Source organism: Streptomyces sp. NPDC026659, assembly GCF_040638245.1.
Classification (GTDB): Bacteria; Actinomycetota; Actinomycetes; order Streptomycetales; family Streptomycetaceae; genus Streptomyces.
In genome coordinates, this window is the sequence record NZ_JBEZXY010000014.1 from 66,463 (window position 1) to 88,069 (window position 21,607).

Sequence of the window (21,607 nt, forward strand, 5' to 3'; positions counted from 1 at the left end):
CTTGGGGTCATGCGGAATTCAGCGATCGCGGTCTCGGGGCTGCGCAAGGCATACGGCGACAGAGTCGTCCTCGACGGCGTCGACTTCGACGTCCCGGCGGGCTCCGTGTTCGCCCTGCTCGGCCCGAACGGCGCGGGCAAGACGACGACCGTCAACATCCTCACCACCCTGCTGAGGGCCGACGCCGGGACGGTGCGCGTCGCCGGGCACGACGTGACGACCGCGACCCGGGAGGTGCGCGCGGTCATCGGTGTGACCGGCCAGTTCGCGGCGGTGGACGAGCTGCTGACCGGCCGGGAGAACCTGCGGCTGATGGCCGACCTCAAGCGGGTGCGCCCGGCCGGCGAGGTGGTCGCCGGGCTCCTGGAGCGGTTCGATCTCACGGAATCCGCCGACGAGTTGGCGTCGTCCTACTCCGGCGGCATGCGCCGGAAGCTGGACCTGGCGATGACCCTGGTCGGCGACCCGGGCATCATCTTCCTGGACGAGCCGACGACGGGTCTGGACCCGCGCAGCCGCCGCACGATGTGGGACATCGTGCGCGAGCTGGTGGCCGACGGCACCACGATCCTCCTCACCACCCAGTACCTGGAGGAGGCCGACCAACTGGCCGACCGGATCGCGGTGCTGGACCACGGCCGCCTGGTCGCCCAGGGCACCCCCGAGGAGCTGAAGCGCCAGGTCCCCGGCACCCATGTCCGGCTGCGCTTCGCCGGCCCCGCCGACCTCGACGCGGCGGCACGGGTATTGCCCGGGTCCGTGCGCGACGACCAGGAACTGACCCTGCGGGTGCCGAGCGAGGGCGACTCGCGGTCGCTGCGCGCCCTGCTGGACCGCCTCGACGAACACATGCTGGACGCCAAGGAGTTCTCCGTGCACACACCCGACCTCGACGACGTCTTCCTCGCCCTCACCGGCCGCGCGCACACGGAGGTGACCGCCAAGTGAGCACCTCCACGATGCCGTTGGCCGACGCGGCGGTCATGCTGCGCCGCAACTTCAGGCACACGCTCCGCAATCCGGTCACCGTGTTCCAGGCGGTCCTGTTCCCGCTCGTGATGATGGCGATGTTCGTCTACGTCTTCGGCGGCGCCTTCGAGGTCCGGGGCGAGTACATCGACTACGCGGTGCCGGGCCTGATCGTGATGGCCCTCACCTACGGGCTCGGTCCGACGGCGGCGGCCGTGAACCAGGACATGACCAAGGGCATCATCAACCGGTTCAAGGTCATGGACGTCTCGCACGGCGCCGTGCTCATCGGGCATGTCGTCTCCACGACGGTGCGCGGTCTGATCGCGGACGCGGTCATCATCGGGGTCGGCTTCGCCATGGGGTTCCGTCCGCACGCGGACCTCCTCCAGTGGCTCGGCGCGATCGGCGTGATGCTGCTGCTCGGGTTCGCCGTCAGCTGGCTCACGGTCGCCCTCGGGCTGGCCGCGAAGACCGTGGAGTCCGCGGGCCTGGCCACCGTTCCGCTGATCATGCTGCCGTTCCTCAGCAGCGCGTTCGTACCCGCCGACACGATGGGCACGGGCGTACGGCAGTTCGCGGAGTACCAGCCCTTCACCCCGATCGTCGAGACGCTGCGCGGCCTGCTGGCGGGTCACCCGTCGAGCGGCGACACCTGGGCGGCTCTCGCCTGGTGCGCCGGGTTCGCGGTCGTCGGCTACGTCTGGGCGGTCTCCACGTTCAAGAAGCGGGCGTGACCCGGGGCGCGGCGAGCACGGCCTCGGCGAGGCGGGGCCAGGCGGCCCGGGTCCCCTCCCGGGCCGCCTCGGCGTACCGCGCGTCGCCGAGGCGGTCGCGGGCCTCCCGCTCGATCCGGTCCGTGTCCGGGTTCGAGCGGTCCCGCAGACCGCCCACGTCCGCGCTCGCCGCGAGCAGCCGGGCGGCCTGCCCGGGCTCGCCGCGGCGCAGCGCGAGGTCCGCGACGCCGACGAGGACCTGTGCGATCGCCAGCGCGTATCCCGACTCGGCCGCCGCGGCGCAGGCCGCCGCGTGGTGGGTGCGGGCCTCGTCCAGGTCGTCGGCGAGGTGGCCCAGCAGGTCGTGCCTGATCGCGCGGATGTGCGGCAGCTCGGCCTCGTCGCGCAACAGGTCGGTGGCGAGGTCGAGTTGTGCGCGCGCCTCGTCGGCGTCGCCGTCCCAGCGGGCAAGTGCGGCCTGGGCGAAGCCCAGTTCGGCCAGCGCGTCCGGCCAGGTGACCCGCTCCGCCCACCGCCGCGCCTCGGCCACGGCGGCGGCGCTCGCCTCCCGGTCGCCGAGCAGCCAGTACAACTGGGCCTGCCGCGAGCGCATGCGGATGACGTCCTCGGCGGCGCCGACCTCGGTGACGACCGCGACGGCCTGCTCGTAGTGCGCGCAGGCGGCGGCGAACTCGCCGCGCGCGGCGATCCGGTCGGCCAGCTCGCTCTGCGCGAAGGAGATCCCGAACCGCTCGCCGAGCGCCCTGAACTCCGCGAGCGCCGCCTCCAGATGGGCGTCCGCGTCCTGCCCACTCCAGCCGAGCACGATCCGCATCTTGCCCATGTGCAGCCGGGCCAGGGCGCGCACCCAGGGGTCCTCGTCGGCGAGCAGCGGCTCGAACGCGGTCAGGGCCTCCTCGGGCCTCCGCAGCAGACGCACCAGCGCGCCCACGAGGCCCAGCGCCGGATGACCGCCGCCCGGCAGGCCCTCGTTGATCCGGTGCGCCTCGTGGATCCACTCCGCGGCCTGCTGCGCGTCGCCCCGCCCGGAGGTGGCGAACATCGAGTACAGGGCGTACACCGTGGCCCGGACCTCGTCGGCGACCACGCCGGGCACCTTCGTCGCGGCGGTGATCAGCTCCATGCCCTCGGTGCGGTGTCCGCCGAGCCACCAGTACCAGCCCACGGCCGCCGCCAGCCGCATCGCCGCCTGGGCGTCGCCCGCCGCGAGCGCCCCGCGCATGGCCGCCGCGATGTCGTCGTGCTCGGCCTCCAGCCGTGCCAGCCAGTGGAGTTGACTCGCGCGGCGCAGCTGCGGCTCGGCGGTCTCGGCGAGTTCGGTGAGGTGCGCGAGGTGGGCCCGGCGGGCGAGGTCCGCCTCTCCGGCCTCCGCTAGGCGGTGCCCGGCGTACTCCTTGATCGTGCCGGTCATGCGGTAGCGCGGGGTGCCGTCGCCCTCGGTGCGCAGCAGCGACTTCTCGGTCAGCGCGGTGAGCAGCTCGAAGACCTCCTCCGGCGCGACGTCCTCCCGTGCGAACTCCTCGCCCGCGCAGACCCGTTCGGCCGCCTCCAGGCTCGCCCCGCCGGAGAACACCGCGAGCCTGCGCAGCACGGCCCGTTCGGCGTCGGTGAGCAGTTCCCAGCTCCAGTCGACGGCCGCGCGCAGGGTCTTGTGCCGGGGCAGGGCGGTGCGGCTGCCGCCGGTCAGCAGGCGGAAGCGGTCGTCGAGGCCGCCCGCGAGCTGGTCGACGGACATGGTGCGCAGCCGGGCGGCGGCCAGTTCGATGGCCAGCGGCAGTCCGTCCAGGGCCCGGCAGACCCGCACCATGGTGGCCAGCGTGCCGGTGTCTCCGGCCAGGTCCCGGCGCACCGCGAGGGCCCGGTCCCGCAACAGCCGTACGGCCGGTGCGGACGCGATCTCGCCCGGGGCGGCGTCCGCCGACGGGAGCGCCAGCGGCTCGACGGGCCACAGCGCCTCGCCGGTGATGCCGAGCGGTTCCCGGCTCGTCGCCAGGATGCGCAGCCGCCGGCACTCCCCGAGGAGCCGGTGGGCGAACACCGCGGCGGACTCGATCACATGCTCGCAGTTGTCCAGGATCAGCAGCGCCTCGCGCTCGCGGATCGCGGCGACGAGACGGTCCACCGGCTCCGCGTGCGGGGCGCCCCCGAGCAGGGTGTCCCGCAGCCCGAGCCCGGAGAGGGCCGCCTGTGCCACGTCGCCGTCCGCGCCGACCCCGGCCAGCTCCACCAGCCAGGCGCCGTCCGGGAGTTCACCGAGCAGGGTACGCGCGGTCTCGGTGGCGAGCCTGGTCTTCCCGGCGCCGCCCGGCCCGATCACGGTGGTGAGCCGGTGCTCGGTGACGAGCCCGCGCACCGCGTCGACATCGGGGTCCCGGCCCACGAACGTGGTCAGCTCGGCGCGCAGGTTGGTCTTCCGGCTCTCCTGCGGGCGCCCCAACTCGCCCCGCAGCAGCGCGACATGGAGTGCGGCCAGCTCCGGCGAGGGATCGACGCCCAGCGCCTCGGACAGGGCCTCCCGCGCCCGCTGGTACACCAGCAGCGCCTCGCTGTCCCGCCCGGCCGCGACGAGGGCACGCATCAGCGCGGCCACGAGCCGTTCGCGCAGCGGATGCGCGGCCACCAGATCGGTCAGCTCCGTGACCGTCTCCGCCCCGCGCCCGAGCGCGAGATCCGCCTCGGCCCGCTCCTCGGTGGCGGTCAGCCGCAGCCCCTCCAGCCGTACGACGACGGCGTCGAACGCCTCACTGCCGCCCAGCCCGACATCCTGAAGAGCCGCCCCCCGCCACAGTTCAAGCGCCTCGCGCAGCAGCCGCACCCGCCCGAACGCGTCCCGCCCCTGGGCCTCCCCGACGAGCCGCTCGAACCGTACGGCGTCCACGGCGTCCGGCTCCACCCGCAGCCGGTACCCCTCCGTGCGCCCCTCGATCGCGCCGTCCGGCAGCAGTTTCCGCAGCCGGGACACCAGCCGCTGCAGCGCGTTCGCGGCGTCGGCGGGCGGCAGTTCGCCCCAGATCCAGTCCACGAGCGTCGCCTTCGGGACCACCTGCCCCGCCCTGAGCGCCAGCGCGGCCAGCAGCCCCCGCAGCCGCGCCCCCGGCACGTCGACCGGGCCACCGTCGTCCGCGCGCGCCGTCAACGGCCCCAGTATCCCGATCTGCACGCGCCGATTTTGCCACGGGCGCGGGCGGGCGTCTCCGGGCCGGTGACGCCTATCGTCATCGGGTTCTCCGGATCTCGCCCCGACTCCTGACCAGCGGCTCCGGCCCGCCTAGGATCGACGCCGGTCCTCATGGGGACCGTAGGTCCACAACGGAGTGGAGGGAGCCGGATCATGGTCGGGCAGTGGGCGGATTTCCAGTACGAGATCTACTTGAACGGGATGACCGGCGCGGTGCCCCGGCTGCCCACCGATCTGACCCGGCTGGAGGAGCTGGCCGAACACCGGCTCGGCCCGGGTCCCGTGGGGTACGTCGCGGGGAGCGCCGGGGACGGCAGCACGGCGCGGGCCAACCGGGACGCGCTGGAGCGGCGCCGGATCGTGCCCCGGATGCTGCGGGACGTGCGCGAACGGGACCTGTCCGTCGAGGTGTTGGGGCGCACGCTGCCCGCGCCGCTGGCCCTGGCGCCGGTCGGGGTGCTGTCGATCATGCACCCGGAGGCGGAGTCCGGGGCGGCGCGGGCCGCCGCCGCGCGGGGCGTGCCGTACATCCTGTCGTCGGCGTCGAGCACGCCGATGGAGGAGGTCGCGGGGGCGATGGGGGACGCCGAGCGCTGGTTCCAGCTGTACTGGGGCAGCGACCGGGAGGTGACGGCCCGTTTCCTCGCCCGCGCGAAGGCGTCCGGGTACTCGGTGCTGGTGGTCACGCTGGACACCCCGCTGCTGTCCTGGCGGCCGCGCGATCTGGACCGGGCGTATCTGCCGTTCCTGCACGGCGTCGGCACCGCCAACTACTTCACCGACCCGGCGTTCCAAGCGGGGCTGGCGAAACCGGTGCACGAGGACCCGAACGCGGCCGTGCTGCGCTTCCTCGGGCTGTTCGGGGACGCCGGGCACACCTGGCCGGACCTCGCGTTCCTGCGGGAGCACTGGGCCGGCCCGATCGTGCTGAAGGGCGTACTGCACCCGGACGACGCCCGCCTCGCCGCCGACGCCGGGATGGACGGGGTGGTGGTCTCCAACCACGGCGGCCGCCAGGTCGCCGGTTCCGTCGCGGCGGCCGACGCGCTGCCCCGGATCGCCGAGGCCGTCGGCGACCGGCTCACCGTCCTGTTCGACAGCGGCATACGCACCGGCGACGACGTGTTCAAGGCCCTAGCCCTGGGCGCCCGCGCGGTGCTGCTCGGCCGCCCCTACGTGTACGGGCTCGGCCTGGACGGGCAGGCGGGCGTGGACCACGTGATCCGCTGCCTGCTCGCGGAACTGGACCTGACGATGGCCCTCTCCGGCCACGCCTCCGTGGCGACACTGGGCCCGGACTCGCTCGCCTGATCGACCACTTCGCGAAGGACTGAACCGGGGGCCACGACAACTCCCCAGGGGCGCGGGGAACTGCGCGACCAGCCACCACGCACCCGCACCCGACAAAGGCGAGAACCCCTGTTCCCCGGCCGAAGCGCCGCAGGCACTACGCCCCTTGGCGCGGCGGCTCCGAAGCCCCCGCTATGGACAGCGAGTCGGGCTTCGCCGACGGCGTGTCGGTCAGCCAGAGCTGGCCGGCCGAGCGGTCCCGGAAGGCGGCCACGATGTCGGAGCCGGGCCGGGTGTCCGCCGCCGCGAGGGCGAGTGTCCGGTCCCAGCGGGGCAGCAGCTCGCCGCGCACCGTGAGGTCGTAGCGCACGTCGTCCGCGCGGTCCGTACCGGCATCGGTGCAGGTGCCCAGGATGACCACGCCGGGGTCGGCGTGCGAGTCCAGGCACAGCTGGGGGTCGGCGGCGCTGTGCAGCATCCCGTCGGCGTCGTAGGTCCAGCGCTGGACCTCGTCGCCGGAGCACAGCGCCAGCGTGGTCGCGCCGCCGTCCCGGGGTTCGCCCTTGACGCTCAGACAGAGGTCGGCGCCGACGTTGCGCAGCCGGAAGGGGTGCCCGGCCGTGGGGACCGCCACGGCGGTGGGCGTCCCGGCGGACGCGGACGGTGACGTGCCGTCGGACGGCTGCGCGGAGCGGGGGTCGGCGGCGGGCTCGGCACCGGTGGAGGCGATCTGGGAGGTGCCGTCACCGCCGCCCGGCCAGGCGCCGACGGCGTACACGGTCCCGAGGAGCCCGGCGGAGGCGACGCCGACGCCGGTGAGCACCACCTTGGCCGACCAGGCCCCGGCGACGCGGGCGAGCGGGCCCTCGCCGCCCCGGCGGCGGCTCGTGCCCTCGGCGCCCCCGGCCGCTGCCCCGCGCCTGCCGCCGCCGCGCCTGCGGCCGCCCGGGCGGCGGGAGGTGCCGTGCGTGGCGGCGGACCCGGAGCGGCCGGGGCGGGAGTCGAGGTAGCGGCGGGCGCCCCAGCCGAGGACGGCCTCGGCGAGCAGGGCACCGGGCGCCGTGTCGATCTGGCCGAGCTGTTCGGCGGCGTGCCGGCAGTAGGTGCAGGCGGCCAGGTGCCTGCGCACGTCGGGCAGCAGGTCGCCGCCCCGGCGGATCGGCACGTCGAAGAGGCGGTTGTAGTGGCGGCACTCGGCGCTGGGCGCCAGTTCGCGGTGGGCGCGCACGCAGCCCTCGCGGAAGCGCTCCCGGGCCTGCTCCAGCGCGGCGGCGGCGCTTCCCTCGTCCAGGCCGAGCAGGACGGCCGGGACACCGAGCGGCTCCGCCTCGACGGCGGTGTGCCACAACAGGGCCTGCTCCAGCGGGGCCAGGGCGTGGAAGGAGCGCTCGGCGAGGGCGCGGTTCTCCGGCGTCAGCGACTTGGCGGCGCGCATCCCGCGTCCGCCCGCCGGTTTGCCGAGGCCGGGCAGCGCGGCGGTGATCCGGTCGGCGGCGGCCCAGTCCACGATGGTGTCGCGGACGGTGAGCAGCAGCCGGGGGCGCAGGGCGACGGCGGGCTCGCCGAAGCGGAGCCGGTCGAGGACCTGGTGGAAGGCGGCCGCGGTGACCATCTGGGCGACGGGGCCGGACGTCGCCAGGCAGATGACCGCGTAGTCGGTGGCGGGCTGCCAGTGACGGGCCATCAGCAGGGCGGCGGAGCGGGACGACTCCGCGTCGGAACCGGCGCGCAGGGGCGCGGCGAGCGACTCGTCGGACTCACCCGGGTCGCCGCCTTGCGGGTACGGGGGACGGGGAGGTCGGGGGGTGGTCACTTGAGCGGTTTCCTTTGGCGCGTGCGGTGCGTGGGAGCCGGGAGCGAACCTCCGGGGTGCGCACGGGGAGCGGGAAGTCACCGGCGTCGTCCCCCGCCCCGGTTCCTCAACTGCCGAAGCGGTCCCGGACCTTACCCCCCGCGCGGGTGTGTCAACCCTCGCACAACTTCTGCACAAGCAACAAGGCGCCCGTCCCACATCACCGGTTTTGAAAGGAAGTCTTCGAAACCCCCGGCGGTGTGTTCTCTCGCGCCCCGTGTGAAACACGCGCACCCATCGCCCCGCCGCGCACGGTGTCGCCGCGGGGACCGGCGGTGTGGACTTGGTCCCGGTCCTTCCCCGGGAGGCCCCGGCGGAACGGCGGTTCCGCGTACGGGGCAGGCCGGCCGGTCCGTTCCCACCGCCTCGGCCGGCGGTACGACGGCTTCCCCCGTCCGCCGGGCGGTGTCAGATCTGCCAGGAACGGAGCCGGCCGGCCACGCGGTTCACGTCGGCCGCCCCGGAGCGCAGGTCGCGCACGAGCCCGGTGAGGGCGCCGGGCGGCGGTTCGACGCGCACGCCGCTGACCGCCAGATAGGCGACGGCGGTGGCGCACGCGAACCGCGCGTTGGCCGAGGGCAGCGGCCGGAGCACGGCGAGGGTGTGCAGCAGGGCGGCCGCCCGCCACGCGGCGTCGGCCTCCACCCCGGGCCCCGGGGGCTGCACCCGGTGCCGGGCCACGGCGGCGACCAGTACGGAGAGGTCTCCCACCGCCGCCGCGCCGGGCAGCACCTCCTCGTACCGCCGCAGCAGCCAGGGAACGTCGATGTGGATGACGGGCGACGGCATCGCTCAGGCGGCCTCGCCGTCGGCGGAAGCGGAGGGGGAGGGGGAGGCGGGTGCCGGTACGGGGGCCGAAGCGGGTGCCGGTGCGGGTGCGCTCCGTACGGCCGGTTCGTCGTCCGGGAAGGCCGCCGCGAACTCCCCCGCGTGGGCGGCGAAGAAGCCGCGGAAGGTCTCCGCGCCCTCCTTCAGTGCCCGGTGCCGGGCGATGTCCGCGGCGGCGGCCTCGCGCACGAGGGCCTTCATCGACGTACCGCGCTCCTTGGCGATCTGGCGCAGGTCGGCCAGTTCGCGTTCGCTGAACTCCACATTCAGAGCTGGCATGACCTCACGGTACAGCGCGGGTACTTGGCCGTAAATTCCGCCAGTTGACGGGCCTTTCCCGCCGGTACCGGGGGCGGTGCGGGCCCGACACCAGCGGACGCGCCGCCGCAGATCCATCACATATCAGCACAAAAAGTGTCTTATTTCCTTCATGCATACACCTTCGCGGCGTACCCTGCTCCGAGCCCCGTTCGCTGCCGCCGGCGCGGGTCTCCTGGCTGCCTGCACGGACTCCGGCTCCCGCCCCAGGCCGGGTCCGGGGCCGAGCGGCGCGTCGGCGGCGGAGAAGGCCTTCGTCCCCCCGGGACCCCAGGGATATGTCGACCCGTCGGGTCCGGAGGTCCGTGCCGCCGAGCGCAGACGCGGCTCGGGGCGGGTGCGCATGGTCGGGCTGACCGCCCGGGAGACCACGCTGGACCTCGGCGGCCGCAGTGTGCGGACCTGGGCCTACCACGACCAGCTCCCGGGGCCGCTGGTGCGCGCCACCGCGGGTGACGTGCTGAGCTTCACCTTCTCCAACCGGCTGCCGGAGTTCTCCACCCTGCATTTCCACGGCATCCGGTTGCGCTGCGACATGGACGGCGTGCCGGGGCTGACCCAGCGGGCCGTCGCTTCCGGAAGCGACTTCACCTACCGCTTCACGGCCGCCGATCCGGGGACCTACTTCATCCATTCGCACGTCGGGATGCAGCCGGACCGCGCGCTGTACGCGCCGCTCATCATCGACGACCCGCGCGAGCCGCTCTCCTACGACCAGGAGTGGATCGTCGTCCTGGACGACTGGCTCGACGGGGTGAACGGCTCCACCCCCGACAAGGTGCTCCGTCAGCTCGTCCCGGACTCGGCGATGCTCGACAGCATGAGCATGGACATGGGGATGGGGATGGGCCCGCAGCACCCGTCGGCCCACCCCACGGCCACGCACGTGGACAACGGCCCCGACCGCAGGCTGCACCACTCCTACAGCCGCATGCTGCACAGCATGGGCGGCAGCGTCGACTTCCCCGTCTACCTCGTCAACGGCCGCCGCCCGGGCGAGCCCACCAGCTTCCGCTGCCGTCCCGGCGAGCGCGTCCGGCTGCGCATCATCAACGCGGGCTCCGAGACGGCCTTCCGGGTCGCGCTCGGCGGTCACACCATGACGGTCACGCACACCGACGGCTACCCCGTGCAGCACTGCGACACGGACGCACTGCTCGTGGGCATGGCCGAGCGCTACGACGTGCTGTTCACCGCGAAGGACGGCGTCTTCCCGCTCGTGGCGAAGGCCGAGGGCAAGAACGGACAGGCGATCGCGGTGCTGCGCACCGACAAGAGCAGAACCGTTCCGCTCCCCGATGTGCACCCCGACGAGCTGGACGGGAACATCGTCCTCGCGAACCGGCTGCGCCCCGCCGACTCGGCGGCCCTGCCCGAGCGCGAGCCCGACCGCCAGTTCCGGATCAGGGCCACGGGCAACATGGGCAAGTACGACTGGAGCTTCGACCACAAGCCGTACGACGTGCGCCAGCGCCACCCCGTGCGCGCCGGTGAGCGGGTCAGGGTCACCCTCATCAACGCCACCGACATGTGGCACCCCATGCATCTGCACGGCCACACCTTCGCGATGACCGGCCTCGACGCGGTGGGCGCCCGCAAGGACACCGCGATCGTCCTGCCGCACCGCAAGCTGGTCTTCGACTTCGACGCCGACAACCCGGGCCTGTGGATGCTGCACTGCCACAACCAGTACCACTCGGAGAGCGGCATGATGACGATCCTCGGCTACCGCACCTGAGCGGGGCGCAAAGGTGCCGGTACGACCCGCATCTGACGAGGCGGCGGCACGGCGGGGCCGTTCGCCTGCGCCCGGTCGCCGGGCGACCCGCGTCCCGCCCGAACCCGCACAGCGGGCGGGGGCTCGCCGACAGGGCCCAGGGGGTGTCTCGCCGCGGGCCCGCGCAGATCGGGGAGACACCCCCTAGGCTGGATGACGGAGGTGCGCCTGTCGACTCTGCGCGCACGCGCTTGGGAGTGGCGACGATGAGCCGGGGCTATCCGTTCGACGAGGCGGCGACGGCCCGGGCCGTGATCGCCGACGACGGAACACTGCTGGAGTGGAACGAGGGCGCCCGGCGTCTGCTCGGCCACCCGGCCGACGCGGTCGTGGGCCGCCCGGCCGCCCGCCTGCTCGCGTCCGACGGCAGCGCTCCGGTCCCCTCCGGCGGCCGCTGGGACGGCACGCTCGACCTGCGCCACCTGGACGGCCGTACGGTCACGGTCCGACTGATCGCCCGGCACCGCCCGGCCGACGGCACGCGCGGCGGCGACTGGCTCGTACTCGCCCCGCCGCCCGGTGCCGCACCCGCGTCGGCCGACGACGCGCTGGCCGAGGCGGGTCTGCTCCAGTCCCCCTGTGCCGTCGCCGTGTACGACGACCGGCTGCGGCTGTGCCGGATGAACGACGCGATGGCGCGGGTCACCGCGCTGCCCGAGGACCGGGTGCGCGGGCTGCGGATCACGGAGACGGGCGGCCTGCCGCAGCCCGAGGAGCTGGAGCGCGGCATGCTCCGGGTGCTCACCACCGGCCGGTGTCTGGACGTGCGCGTGGTCACCGGCGCGGCGGGCCGGTCCTGGCTCGTACGGATGGCGCCGGTGACGGGTCCGGCGGGCCGGGTACGGGGTGTCGTCGTCGCCGCGCACGACGTCACCGAGGGCGACCGGGCGCGGCAGCGGCTGCGCCTGGTGAACGAGGCGAGCATCGGCATCGGCACTTCCCTGGACGTGCCCCGTACGGCGCAGGAGCTGGCGGACGTGTGCGTGCCCGTGCTCGCGGACTTCGTCACCGTCGACCTGCTGGACCCGGCCGAGCACGGCGGCGAGCCCCCGTACCGGGTGGTGGCGCCCGTGCCGCTGCGCCGGGCCGCCCACCGGTCGGTGCTGGAGGGCGCGCCGGAGGCGGTGGCGGAGCCGGGCGGGTCCGAGGTGTACCCGGAGTTCTCGCCGCAGGCGGCCGCGCTGCTGACCGGCCGTACCGTGTCCGCCACGGTGGCCGCGGGCGATCTGGACAAGTGGCTGGCCTGGAGCGCGGAGCGGGGCGAGCGGGTGCGCGAGTTCGGCATCCATTCCTCGATGGCGGTACCGATCCATGCCCGGGGCACGACGCTCGGGGTGGTGGTGCTGGCCCGGCACCGGCGCCGCGATCCGTTCACGGCGGACGACGTGCTGCTGGCCGAGGAGATCACCGCGCGCGCCGCCGTCTGTCTCGACAACGCCCGCCGCTACTCCCGCGAGCGCGACACCGCCCTGGCCCTCCAGCGCAGTCTGCTGCCCCGGCGGCTGCCGCCCACGGCCGCCCTGGAGGCCACCTCCCGCTATCTCCCGGCGGCCCGGGCCGGGGTGGGCGGCGACTGGTTCGACGTGATCCCGCTGTCCGGGACGCGGGTCGCGATGGTCGTCGGGGACGTGGTGGGGCACGGGGTGCAGGCGTCGGCGGCGATGGGTCGGCTGCGCACCGCCGTGCGCACGCTGGCCGACCTCGACCTGGCCCCGGACGAGCTGCTCACCCATCTGGACGACCTGGTGGTCCGGCTCTACGAGGAGTCCGGCGGCGACGGCGGCGGCGAGGTGGGCGCGACCTGCCTCTACGTGGTCTACGACCCGGTGTCCCGGCGCTGTTCGCTGGCCCGCGCGGGCCATCCCCCGCCCGTGGTCCTGGAGCCGGGCAAGCCGCCCCGCGAGCTCGACCTGCCCTCCGGGACCCCGCTGGGCCTCGGCGGGCTCCCCTTCGAGTCGGCCGAGGTGGAGCTGCCCGAGGGGACGGTGATCGCCCTGTACACCGACGGTCTGGTGGCCTCGCGGGACCGCGCCGGGGACGGGGGCAGACAGCTGCTGTTCGAGGTGCTCGGCGACGAGACGCGGCGCCTCGGCGAACGCTGGGGCCACGCGCTGGACGCCACCTGCGACCGGGTCCTGGACGCCCTGCTGCCGCGCGGCGACGCGGCGGACGACGTGGCGCTGCTGCTGGCCCGTACCCACGCCCTGCCCGCCGACCAAGTGGCGGCCTGGGACGTGCCGGACGACCCGGCGCTGGTGGCGCCGGTCCGCCGGGAGGTCGGGGAGCAGCTGGAGCGCTGGGCGCTGAGCGAGGCGGCGTTCACGGCGGAGCTGGTGGTGAGCGAGCTGGTCACCAACGCGATCCGGTACGGCTCCCAGCCGGTGCGGCTGCGGCTCATCCACGACGCGGACCGGCTGATCTGCGAGGTGTCCGACGCCAGCCACACCGCCCCGCACCTCAGGCGGGCCAAGACCTTCGACGAGGGCGGCCGGGGTCTGCTCCTGGTCGCCCAGCTCACCGAGCGGTGGGGCAGCCGGCACACCGCCGAGGGCAAGACCATCTGGGCGGAGCTGGCCCTGCCGAAGGAGGAGCGGCGGCCCGAGCGGGACGCTCGGTAGGCGGCCAGTGGGCGTTCAGGAAGCGTTCAGTAGCCGCTGAGCCAGGGTCGTACTCGCTTGCGGGCCTCGTGCAGGCGTGACTTGAGGGTGCCGAGCGGGATACCGGCGCGTTCGGCGGCCTCGGCGTAGTCCAGATGGCAGATGTCCCGGTAGACGAGCGGCGCGACCAGGTGCGGGTACTCGCGCTCCAGCCGGTCGAGCGCCTCCAGGAGGTCGACCCGGGAGCCCGCGATGACGCTGGTGGTGCGCGGGTCGACGGGTTCGGGGCGCGTGGGCGGGGCGGGCCGTTCGGCGGCGCGGCGGCGCAGCTCGCGGTACTTCTGGCGGCAGCAGTTGGCGACGACGGTGTAGAGCCAGGTGCTGAAGCGGCTGCGGCCCTCGAAGCCGGTGATGTGCCGGGCCACCTGGAGCAGCACGTCCTGCGCGGCCTCCTCGGCGTCCTCGCGGCACGGCAGGAAGCGCCCGCAGCGGCGCACCACCTCCGGACGCAGCTCGGCCAGGAGCCGGTCGAGCGCGGCTGTGTCCCCGGCCGCGGCCAGCCGGGCGAGGTCCTCGGCCGTCGGCTCGTCCCCCACCGCTGCCCCCTCGAAGTCGATCTCAGGGCAGGCATGATAGTCGTATGCATCCCCCGGAGCGGATCGGCCGTCACCGCATGGAACGGGTCCTGGGCACCGGTGCCTTCGCCACGGTGTGGCTCGCCCACGACGACGAGCTGGACGCGCCGGTGGCGGTCAAGGTCCTCGCGGACAACTGGGCGCACCGGCTCGATGTGCGCGAGCGGTTCCTGTCCGAGGCCAAGCTGCTGCGCAAGGCTTCCTCCAGCCGTCTGGTGCAGGTCTACGACATCGGTGAACTCCCGGACGGCAGGCCGTACTTCGTCATGGAGTACGCCGACGGCGGCACGCTCGCCGACCTGCTGACGGACGGTCCGCCGCCCGTCGAGGAGGCGCTGCGGCTGACCGCGCAGGCAGCGCGAGGGGCGGCCGCGCTGCACGAGGCGGGGATCGTGCACCGCGACATCAAGCCGACCAACGTGCTGCTGCACACCGCGCCCGACGGCGAGCGGCGGCTGCTGCTCGCCGACCTCGGGCTCGCCAAGAGCCTCGCGCAGGCGTCCGTGCTCACGATGGCGACGGGTTCGGCGGGATATCAGCCGCCGGAGCAGGCCGAGCCGGGGGCGGGGATCGACGCGCGCGCCGACGTCTACAGCCTGGGCGCGGTGGGCTACGAGCTGGTCACCGGCACCGTGCCGGGGCCGCCGGGCCGCGTGGTGCCGCCGGGGCGGCTGCGTACCGGGCTCGGCGCGGACGTGGAGCGGGCGCTGCTGCGGGCGCTGGAGCCGGACCGGGAGCGGCGCTGGCCGGACGCGGCGGCGTTCGCGGACGAGCTGGAGCGGCTGGCGGACGGCGGCGGCCCCGGGCGCCGATGGCGGCCCCGCCGGATGCGGGCCGGGTACGCCGTCGTGGCCGGGGCGGTGGCGCTGGGGGTGGCCGCCGGAGCGGTGGCTCTGGTGCTGCACCGGCCCGCCGCCGGAGACGCCGGGCCGGTCCGGGTGCGGGACGCCTCGGGCCGGATCAGCGTCCAGGTGCCCGCCGGATGGGCGCGCGAGGTCCGCGACTCGGGCTGGAACCCGGCGGCGATCGGGCTGCCGTCCGGCCAGGAACCGGGGCTGGTGGTGGCGGGCGACCTGGCGCGCTGGCCGGACCTGGACACACCGGTGGACGGCGTGTTCGTCGGCGTGTCCGACCACGGGGACACGGCGGCGCGGGTGGCCGCGCTCACCCACGCGGGGTGCCGTGACGCGGGTGACCGGGCCTTCACGGGCGGCGGCCGGCGGGGCACGGTGCACACCTGGGCGGACTGCCCGGACGGCGGCTCGGTGACCGAGTCGGCGCTGCGCCCGGCGAATGGCGCGGACGAGCCGCAGGTGTACGTCCAGGTGCGCCGCCGGGGCGGCGGGGACGCCACCGACGGCATCCTGCGCTCCCTGCGGGTCGGCTGACGGGCGCGGGGCGGATCGGCCGACGGGGCACGAAAAGGCGCGCGGCGGGAAAATACTCTTCGCGCGCTCCGAACTTTTCCCCCGGTCCGCGCATCGGAGTGTGGTGACGGCGCACCCGGCGCCGGAGGCACGCGTACGGCGCGTGCCGCGACTACCAGGAGTGTCGAGCGACATGGCGAACTCATCTCCCTCCGCGCGGCGCGGGGCCCTCATCGCGGGGTCGGTCGCCGTACTGGGTCTGCTGACCGCCTGCGGCGGCGGCCAGGGCGTCCGGGCCGAACCGGTGAAGACGGAGTCGGGCACGGCCGCGCCCGCGACCGAGCGCTCCCCGGGTGCCTCCCCGCCCGCGTCGGCGGCGACGGCCACACAGCCGGGCACCGCATCCGCCTCGGCCCACGAGTCCCGGCGCGGCGACGGCACGAAGGACGACGACGGCACCAAGGGCGACGCGACGAAGCCGGGCACGCGGCCCGCCGCGAGCTCCCGCTGCCACACCTCCGAGCTGCGTGCATCGGTCGGCCGCAACGACCCGGGGGCCGGGCAGGAGAACTTCCCCGTCGTGCTCACCAACAAGTCCGCCCGCACCTGCACGGTGCACGGCTATCCGGGCGCGGCCTTCGTCGACGCCTCGGGCAAGCAGCTCGGGCCCGACCCGAAGCGCTCCTCCGGCTCCGCGGTGACAGTCACGCTGCGGCCGGGGGCGAGCGCCTGGGCGGGCCTGACCTTCTCCAACCCGGAGATCAGCGGCGCCTCCAAGGCCCAGCCCGCCGCGCTGGTGGTCACCCCGCCGGACGAGCGCGACTCGCTGAAGGTGGCGTGGTCGGCCGGGGCGGTGCCGGTCGGCGGCAACTCCTCCTCCGTGTTCCTGAGCGTGTTCCGGCCGGGCACCCAGCCCTGACCGGCGAAGTCGGCCCCGACGGACGCGCGGTGCCCCGCCCTTGATCTGTTTTCATGGGCGGGCACCGACCGCGTCCGCCCCGGAGGAACGTCCTGAACACCGCGCTCGCCGAGACCCTGTCCGCCGTCCTGCTCGTGGCGGTGCTGGCCTGGGCGGTCGTACGGCCCTTCGGCCGCTCCGAGGCCGTCCTCGCGGTCCCCGCCGCCGGGCTCGCCATCGCCCTCGGCGTCATCTCGCCGGAGCACGCCCGCGAGGAGGTGGCGCGGCTCGGCCCGGTGGTGGGGTTCCTCGCGGCGGTGCTGGTGCTGGCCCATTTCTGCGACGTGGAGGGGCTGTTCCGGGCGTGCGGGGCGTGGATGGCGCGCTGGTCGCGGGGGCGCCCGGTGCGACTGCTCACGGCGGTGTTCGCGCTGGCCTCGGTGATCACGGCCGTGCTCAGCCTGGACGCGACGATCGTGCTGCTGACCCCGGTGGTGTTCGCGACGGCCGCGCGGACCGGCGTACGACCGAAACCGCAGGTGTACGCCTGTACGCATCTGTCCAACACCGCCTCGCTGCTGCTGCCGGTGTCCAATCTGACGAACCTGCTGGCCTTCGCGGCGAGCGGGCTGAGCTTCACCCGGTTCGCGGCGCTGATGGCGCTGCCGTGGCTGGCCGCGATCGGGGTGGAGTACGTGGTGTTCCGGCGGTTCTTCGCCGGGGATCTGGCGGTCTCGGCGCCGGGTGCCCGGGAGACGGGCGAGGAGCCGCCGCTGCCGCTGTTCGCGCTGGTGACGGTGGGCTGCACGCTGGCCGGGTTCGTGGTGGCGTCGGGCTTCGGTGTGGACCCGGCGTGGGTCGCGGCGGCGGGCGCGCTGGTGCTGGCCGGGCGGGCGCTGATCCGGCGGCAGGCGACCCCGCTGACGGTTCTGCGGGCGGCGGCGCCCTCCTTCCTGGCGTTCGTCCTTGCACTCGGGGTGGTGGTGCGCGCGGTGGTGGACAACGGGCTCGCGGACGCGCTGAAGCACGTACTGCCCGGCGGTACGGGCCTGCTCGCGCTGCTGGGCACCGCCGCGCTGGCCGCCGTCCTGGCGAACCTGATCAACAACCTGCCCGCCGTCCTAGTCCTGCTGCCGCTGGCGGCCCCGGCGGGCGCGGGCGCGGTGCTCGCGGTGCTGCTCGGGGTGAACATCGGCCCGAACCTCACCTACGCCGGTTCGCTCGCGACCCTGCTGTGGCGGCGGATCGTGCACCAGCACGACCACGGGGTGGACCTCGGGGAGTTCACCCGGCTGGGTCTGATCGCCGTGCCCTCGGCGCTGGCCGTGTCGGTGGTGGCACTGTGGGGTGCGCTGCACCTGTTCTGAAGCACTTGTTCCGAAGCCGCGGTGGTCCGGGGCACCGACCGCCGTACGTCGAGAGGGGCCCGACCGGATGCGTGTGATCGCCTGGCTCGTCGAGGGCACCTGGCCCGCCTGTGTGGACGCCGTACGGGAGCACACCCCGGCCGGTGCTGAGGTGGTGCTGCTGCACGTGAGCGGGCCCGAGGTGCCCGGGGTGGCGCACGGGGCGTTCGCGGGCCTGCTCGGCCGGGGGCGCCGGGGCGATCCGGGCGATCTGATGGAGGCGCTGAACGACGGCTCGGCGGCGGAGCTGCTCGCGGCGGCCGCCGAACGGCTCGGCCGCCCCTGCGTCCGCGAGGAGCGTTCCGGCCGGGTCGAGCGCGAGGTCGTCGCGGCGGCCGAGGGCGCCGATCTGCTGGTCCTCGCCCGCGACGGCGACCACACCCGGCTCGGCCCGCACAGCCTGGGCCCCGCCTCCCGCTTCACCGTGGACCACGCGCCCTGCCCGGTCCTGCTGGTCTGGCCGGACCGGGCGCCTTCCCTGCGGACCCTGCCGCCACCACCGCCCCACTGACGACCGGTCAGCGGCGGTGACCTCCGTAGGAACCCCCGTACGAACCCCCGTAGGAGCCGTAGGAGCCGCCGTGGTCCCAGTCGCCGTACTGGCCGTCCCGGAGACAGGCGTCCTGGTGGTCGGCGCAGCGGTAGGAGACGGGGAAGCCCTCCCGGGTGGGCCCCGGCTGCTCGGTGGGGGTGGCGCTGGGGGCGGGCCGCGCGCTCCGGGTGGGAGCCGGCGCGGCGGTCCGGGCGGGAGCGGCGGGCGCGCTGCCGGTGCCCTGGGCGGGCGGGGTGCTGCCGTCCCAGTTGACGGTCTGCATCTGCGGGTCGGTACGGCTCGTGTCCATCACCCAGCGCTGCGCCCCGGTGTCCTCGCGGTTCTTGACGACCAGCGCGCCCGAGCCGTCGGTGGCGGCCGGGGTGAGGGCGAGGTCCTGGTCCCAGCGCGGGACGAGGACGCCCTGGAGGGTGAAGTCGTAGCGGAGGTTCTTCGCGGTACGTCCGGTGGCCGAGCAGGGGGCGAGGCGGACCGAGTAGCCGAGGTGGGAGTCGAGGCAGAGGTCGGGGGCGGCATCGCTGCGCAGCAGCCCGTCGGTCTCGTACGTCCAGCGCTGTGACGGCGCCGCGGAGCAGGCGGCCAGTTCGGTCTCGGCGCCCTGGACCGCGTCGCCGACGACACCGATGCAGTCGCCGGAGGCCACGTTGTGCAGCCTGCCGTGCAGGGCGCCCTCGCGGGTGCTCGCCCCGGCCCAGGAAGGGCCCGACGAGGGCGGCTGGGTGTCCGGTGCCTCGGAGGGGGTGGCGCCGTGGGCGCGGGCGGACTCGTCGCCGGAACCGAACGCCGACCAGAGCACCAGCGGGAGGACGACCAGCCCGCCGACGGTGGCGACGGCCATGCCGAGGTTGCGGCGGCGGGCGCGGCGCGCGGCCCGGTGCGCGGAGCGGACGGTCGCTCCGTGGGGCGTGATGTCGCGCTGCGCGGGCGGGAGGCCCGGGGCGGCGGCGAGCGACGGGCCGAAGTCCTCGCCGCCCGTGAGCGCGGGGACGGCGGGCGCCTCCTCGGCGCGGTTCGTCCGGGCCTCGCGGTACTCGGCGGCGCCCCAGCCGAGGACCGACTCCGCGAGGGCGAGCCCGAGCCCCTGCTTGAAGCGGGCGAGTTGCTCGGCGGTCTCCATGCAGTGGCGGCAGCCCTCGAGATGGGTCCGCAGATCGGGGTCCATGTCCATCGCGCCGCGCCGGAAGGTCACGTCCAGCATCCGCAGATAGCGCCCGCACTCGGGGTCGGCGGCCAGCTCGCGGTGGGTCTGGAGGCATTCCTCGCGCAGCCGCTCGCGGGCGCGGCGCAGTTCGATGAGGGTGTTCTCCTCGTCCAGGCCGAGCAGTTCGGCGGGGACGGAGAGGGGCTCGCCCTCGACCTCGGCGTGCCAGAGCACGGCGCGGTAGGACTGGGGCAGCCGCTGAAAGGCGCGGGACAGCAGCCGCCTGCCGGAGGGCGGGAGCAGCCGGGCGGCGGCGCGCTCCGTACTGCCGGGGACCGGGCGCAGCGCGGGGTGCAGCAGGTCCTGGCGGCCGTCGCCGTCCCACTCGGCGGCGACGCGGCGCACGGTGACCAGCAGATGGGGGCGCCAGGCGGCGGACGGTCCGGTCTGGCGCAGGGTCTCGCCGAAGAGCCGGGTGAAGGCGGCGGTGGTGAGCATCCCGGCCGCGCGCGGTCCGGCGGTGCACAGCCGGGCGTAGGCGTAGCCCGCGGCCCAGTGCCGGTCGAGGAGTTCACCGACGGGGTGCAGCGCGGGCGCCGCTCCCGTCCAGTTCTTCAGCTCGGCACTGAGTTCCCGGTCCGATACCGGAGCCCGCCTGCCGTGCTCGGCATAATCGACGGAATCCGGGGACTGGGGGAAATCAGGGAAATTCTCCGGTCCTTCGCCTTTCACTACCGCATTCCTCCAGACCCGACACGGAATCGGCCCATACCGACGGCAGGACCCCGGACGCGACAGCCCCAACGCCCGCCTGGGGAAGCTCATTTGAGACAGGGGGGACGCACCGGAGCGGACCGGCGCTCGCGGCGGAAAAATAATTGTCCGGACGCCGGCAGCGCACACTTTCGCACAGGCCGGCGGCACGGAACAAGAGATCTCCCGCTCGCGGGCACGGAAAACGGAACGGAGCGAGAAGGAAGATGATCATTGACCGGGATTCAATCCCGGGAATCCTGTTGATCACTCAAGGAAAAATTAGGCGGTGGAAAGCGGTGGAAATCAGTGCCCGCTCACCGCGCGCGGGGTGTACGGCCGCTCCAGCTCCTCGATCTCCTCGTCGGTCAGCTCCAGCCGCACGGCGGCCACCGCGTCCTGCAGATGCCCGGGCCGCGACACCCCGACGATCGGCGCCGCCACCGTGTCCTGACGCAGCAGCCAGGCCAGCGCCACCTGGGCACGCGGCACGCCCCGCGCCCCGGCGACCCGGGTCACCGCCTCCACGATCTCCCGGTCGCTCTCCAGATACAGCCGGCTGCCGAAGTCGTCGCCCGCGCTGCGTCCGGTGACGGTGCCCCAGTCACGGGTGAGCCGCCCGCGCGCCAGCGGGCTCCACGGCAGCACGCCGACCCCCTGGTCCGCGCAGAGCGGCAGCATCTCCCGCTCCTCCTCGCGGTAGAGGAGGTTGTAGTGGTTCTGCATGGACACGAACCGGGTCCAGCCGTTCAGTTCGGCCGTGTACTGCGCCTTGGCGAACTCCCACGCGTACATCGAACTCGCCCCGAGATAGCGGACCTTGCCCGCCTTCACCAGGTCGTGCAGGGCCTCCATCGTCTCCTCGACGGGAGTCTCATGGTCGTAGCGATGGATCTGGTAGAGGTCCACGTAGTCGGTGCCGAGCCTGCGCAGGCTGTGGTCGATCTCGGACATGATCGCCTTGCGGGACAGGCCCCCGCCGTTGGGCCCGGGGCGCATCCGGCCGTGCACCTTCGTGGCGAGCACGATCTCGTCGCGGTGCCCGTAGTCCCGCAGGGCCTGGCCGACGATCTCCTCGCTGGTGCCGTCGGAGTAGACGTTGGCGGTGTCGAAGAAGTTGATCCCCGCCTCCAGCGCCTGCCGGATCAGCGGCCGGGCCGCCTCCTCGTCGAGCGTCCACTCGTGGACGCCCCGGTCGGGCTCGCCGTAGGTCATGCAGCCCAGACAGATCCGCGAGACGTCCAGGCCCGTGGAACCCAGCTTCACATACCGCATCGTTGCCGCTCCTGCCGTCGGGGAGGTGCCGTC

Annotated in this window: 15 protein-coding genes and 1 pseudogene; 9 read left to right on the top strand and 7 right to left on the bottom strand. The window is 74.5% G+C overall.

The window, feature by feature from the left end:
• Positions 1-9: 9 nt before the first annotated feature.
• Both AB0E91_RS28975 and AB0E91_RS28980 read left to right on the top strand, forming a co-directional pair.
• Positions 10-948 carry an ATP-binding cassette domain-containing protein gene (locus tag AB0E91_RS28975; protein ID WP_361787912.1) on the top strand — a complete coding sequence of 313 codons (939 nt, stop codon included), beginning with the start codon at positions 10-12 and terminating at the stop codon, positions 946-948.
• Positions 945-1,706, top strand: coding sequence for an ABC transporter permease (locus tag AB0E91_RS28980; RefSeq protein ID WP_361787914.1), 762 nt, complete (start codon positions 945-947; stop codon positions 1,704-1,706). Before AB0E91_RS28975 ends, AB0E91_RS28980 begins: the two co-directional genes overlap by 4 nt.
• Here AB0E91_RS28980 and AB0E91_RS28985 read toward each other — a convergent pair.
• Positions 1,690-4,866 (bottom strand): BTAD domain-containing putative transcriptional regulator, encoded by a 3,177-nt coding sequence (locus tag AB0E91_RS28985; protein WP_361787916.1) that lies wholly within the window; start codon positions 4,864-4,866, stop codon positions 1,690-1,692. The two genes, AB0E91_RS28980 and AB0E91_RS28985, sit on opposite strands and share 17 nt — an antisense overlap.
• Before the next feature lie 171 nt (positions 4,867-5,037).
• Between AB0E91_RS28985 and AB0E91_RS28990 the strand changes: the two genes are divergently transcribed.
• The gene (locus AB0E91_RS28990) at positions 5,038-6,195 is read left to right on the top strand and encodes a lactate 2-monooxygenase (protein ID WP_361787918.1); all 1,158 of its coding nucleotides are present in this window, start codon (positions 5,038-5,040) and stop codon (positions 6,193-6,195) included.
• A gap of 136 nt (positions 6,196-6,331) precedes the next feature.
• On the opposite strand, the gene AB0E91_RS28995 is transcribed toward AB0E91_RS28990, so the two are convergent.
• The 3 genes and pseudogenes from AB0E91_RS28995 to AB0E91_RS29005 form a co-directional block, all read right to left on the bottom strand.
• Positions 6,332-7,987: an RICIN domain-containing protein gene (locus AB0E91_RS28995; protein WP_361787920.1), complete on the bottom strand. Its 1,656-nt coding sequence runs from the start codon at positions 7,985-7,987 to the stop codon at positions 6,332-6,334.
• Between the two features lie 447 nt (positions 7,988-8,434).
• Entirely contained in the window at positions 8,435-8,815 is a 381-nt protein-coding gene (locus AB0E91_RS29000) for a toxin Doc (protein WP_161179753.1), read from the bottom strand.
• Between the two features lie 99 nt (positions 8,816-8,914).
• A pseudogene (locus AB0E91_RS29005) lies at positions 8,915-9,133 on the bottom strand (hypothetical protein); the annotation flags it as partial.
• Positions 9,134-9,284: 151 nt separating this feature from the next.
• Between AB0E91_RS29005 and AB0E91_RS29010 the strand changes: the two are divergent.
• On the top strand, positions 9,285-10,910 hold the full coding sequence (locus AB0E91_RS29010; RefSeq protein ID WP_361787923.1) for a multicopper oxidase family protein: 1,626 nt from the start codon (positions 9,285-9,287) through the stop codon (positions 10,908-10,910).
• Positions 10,911-11,155: 245 nt separating this feature from the next.
• Complete coding sequence (locus AB0E91_RS29015) at positions 11,156-13,567, top strand: SpoIIE family protein phosphatase (RefSeq protein WP_361787925.1); 2,412 nt, start codon at positions 11,156-11,158, stop codon at positions 13,565-13,567.
• 26 nt (positions 13,568-13,593) lie between these two features.
• Here AB0E91_RS29015 and AB0E91_RS29020 read toward each other — a convergent pair whose 3' ends face one another.
• The gene (locus tag AB0E91_RS29020; protein WP_361787927.1) at positions 13,594-14,142 is read right to left on the bottom strand and encodes an RNA polymerase sigma factor; all 549 of its coding nucleotides are present in this window, start codon (positions 14,140-14,142) and stop codon (positions 13,594-13,596) included.
• Between the two features lie 44 nt (positions 14,143-14,186).
• Between AB0E91_RS29020 and AB0E91_RS29025 the strand changes: the two genes are divergently transcribed.
• The 4 genes from AB0E91_RS29025 (at position 14,187) to AB0E91_RS29040 (ending at position 18,363) form a co-directional block, all read left to right on the top strand.
• On the top strand, positions 14,187-15,569 hold the full coding sequence (locus tag AB0E91_RS29025; RefSeq protein WP_361787929.1) for a serine/threonine-protein kinase: 1,383 nt from the start codon (positions 14,187-14,189) through the stop codon (positions 15,567-15,569).
• A gap of 172 nt (positions 15,570-15,741) precedes the next feature.
• The gene (locus AB0E91_RS29030; protein ID WP_361787931.1) at positions 15,742-16,467 is read left to right on the top strand and encodes a DUF4232 domain-containing protein; all 726 of its coding nucleotides are present in this window, start codon (positions 15,742-15,744) and stop codon (positions 16,465-16,467) included.
• 53 nt (positions 16,468-16,520) lie between these two features.
• Positions 16,521-17,813, top strand: a complete 1,293-nt coding sequence (locus AB0E91_RS29035; RefSeq protein ID WP_361787933.1) for an arsenic transporter — start codon at positions 16,521-16,523, stop codon at positions 17,811-17,813.
• A 67-nt stretch (positions 17,814-17,880) separates the two neighbouring features.
• Positions 17,881-18,363: a universal stress protein gene (locus AB0E91_RS29040; RefSeq protein ID WP_361787935.1), complete on the top strand. Its 483-nt coding sequence runs from the start codon at positions 17,881-17,883 to the stop codon at positions 18,361-18,363.
• A gap of 7 nt (positions 18,364-18,370) precedes the next feature.
• On the opposite strand, the gene AB0E91_RS29045 is transcribed toward AB0E91_RS29040, so the two are convergent.
• A complete protein-coding gene (locus AB0E91_RS29045) occupies positions 18,371-20,278 on the bottom strand; it encodes an RICIN domain-containing protein (RefSeq protein WP_361787937.1) in 1,908 nt (635 codons plus the stop codon).
• 327 nt (positions 20,279-20,605) lie between these two features.
• Complete coding sequence (locus tag AB0E91_RS29050) at positions 20,606-21,574, bottom strand: aldo/keto reductase (protein ID WP_361787939.1); 969 nt, start codon at positions 21,572-21,574, stop codon at positions 20,606-20,608.
• Between the last annotated feature and the right edge of the window lie 33 nt (positions 21,575-21,607).

Excerpts from the sequence above, each read along its gene's own strand:
- AB0E91_RS28975 (WP_361787912.1), top strand. The coding sequence starts at position 10 with ATGCGGAATTCAGCGATCGCGGTCTCGGGGCTGCGCAAGGCATACGGC.
- AB0E91_RS28990 (WP_361787918.1), top strand. The coding sequence starts at position 5,038 with ATGGTCGGGCAGTGGGCGGATTTCCAGTACGAGATCTACTTGAACGGG.
- AB0E91_RS29000 (WP_161179753.1), bottom strand. The coding sequence starts at position 8,815 with ATGCCGTCGCCCGTCATCCACATCGACGTTCCCTGGCTGCTGCGGCGG.
- AB0E91_RS29010 (WP_361787923.1), top strand. The coding sequence starts at position 9,285 with ATGCATACACCTTCGCGGCGTACCCTGCTCCGAGCCCCGTTCGCTGCC.
- AB0E91_RS29015 (WP_361787925.1), top strand. The coding sequence starts at position 11,156 with ATGAGCCGGGGCTATCCGTTCGACGAGGCGGCGACGGCCCGGGCCGTG.
- AB0E91_RS29025 (WP_361787929.1), top strand. The coding sequence starts at position 14,187 with ATGCATCCCCCGGAGCGGATCGGCCGTCACCGCATGGAACGGGTCCTG.
- AB0E91_RS29030 (WP_361787931.1), top strand. The coding sequence starts at position 15,742 with ATGGCGAACTCATCTCCCTCCGCGCGGCGCGGGGCCCTCATCGCGGGG.
- AB0E91_RS29035 (WP_361787933.1), top strand. The coding sequence starts at position 16,521 with ATGGGCGGGCACCGACCGCGTCCGCCCCGGAGGAACGTCCTGAACACC.
- AB0E91_RS29040 (WP_361787935.1), top strand. The coding sequence starts at position 17,881 with ATGCGTGTGATCGCCTGGCTCGTCGAGGGCACCTGGCCCGCCTGTGTG.
- AB0E91_RS29050 (WP_361787939.1), bottom strand. The coding sequence starts at position 21,574 with ATGCGGTATGTGAAGCTGGGTTCCACGGGCCTGGACGTCTCGCGGATC.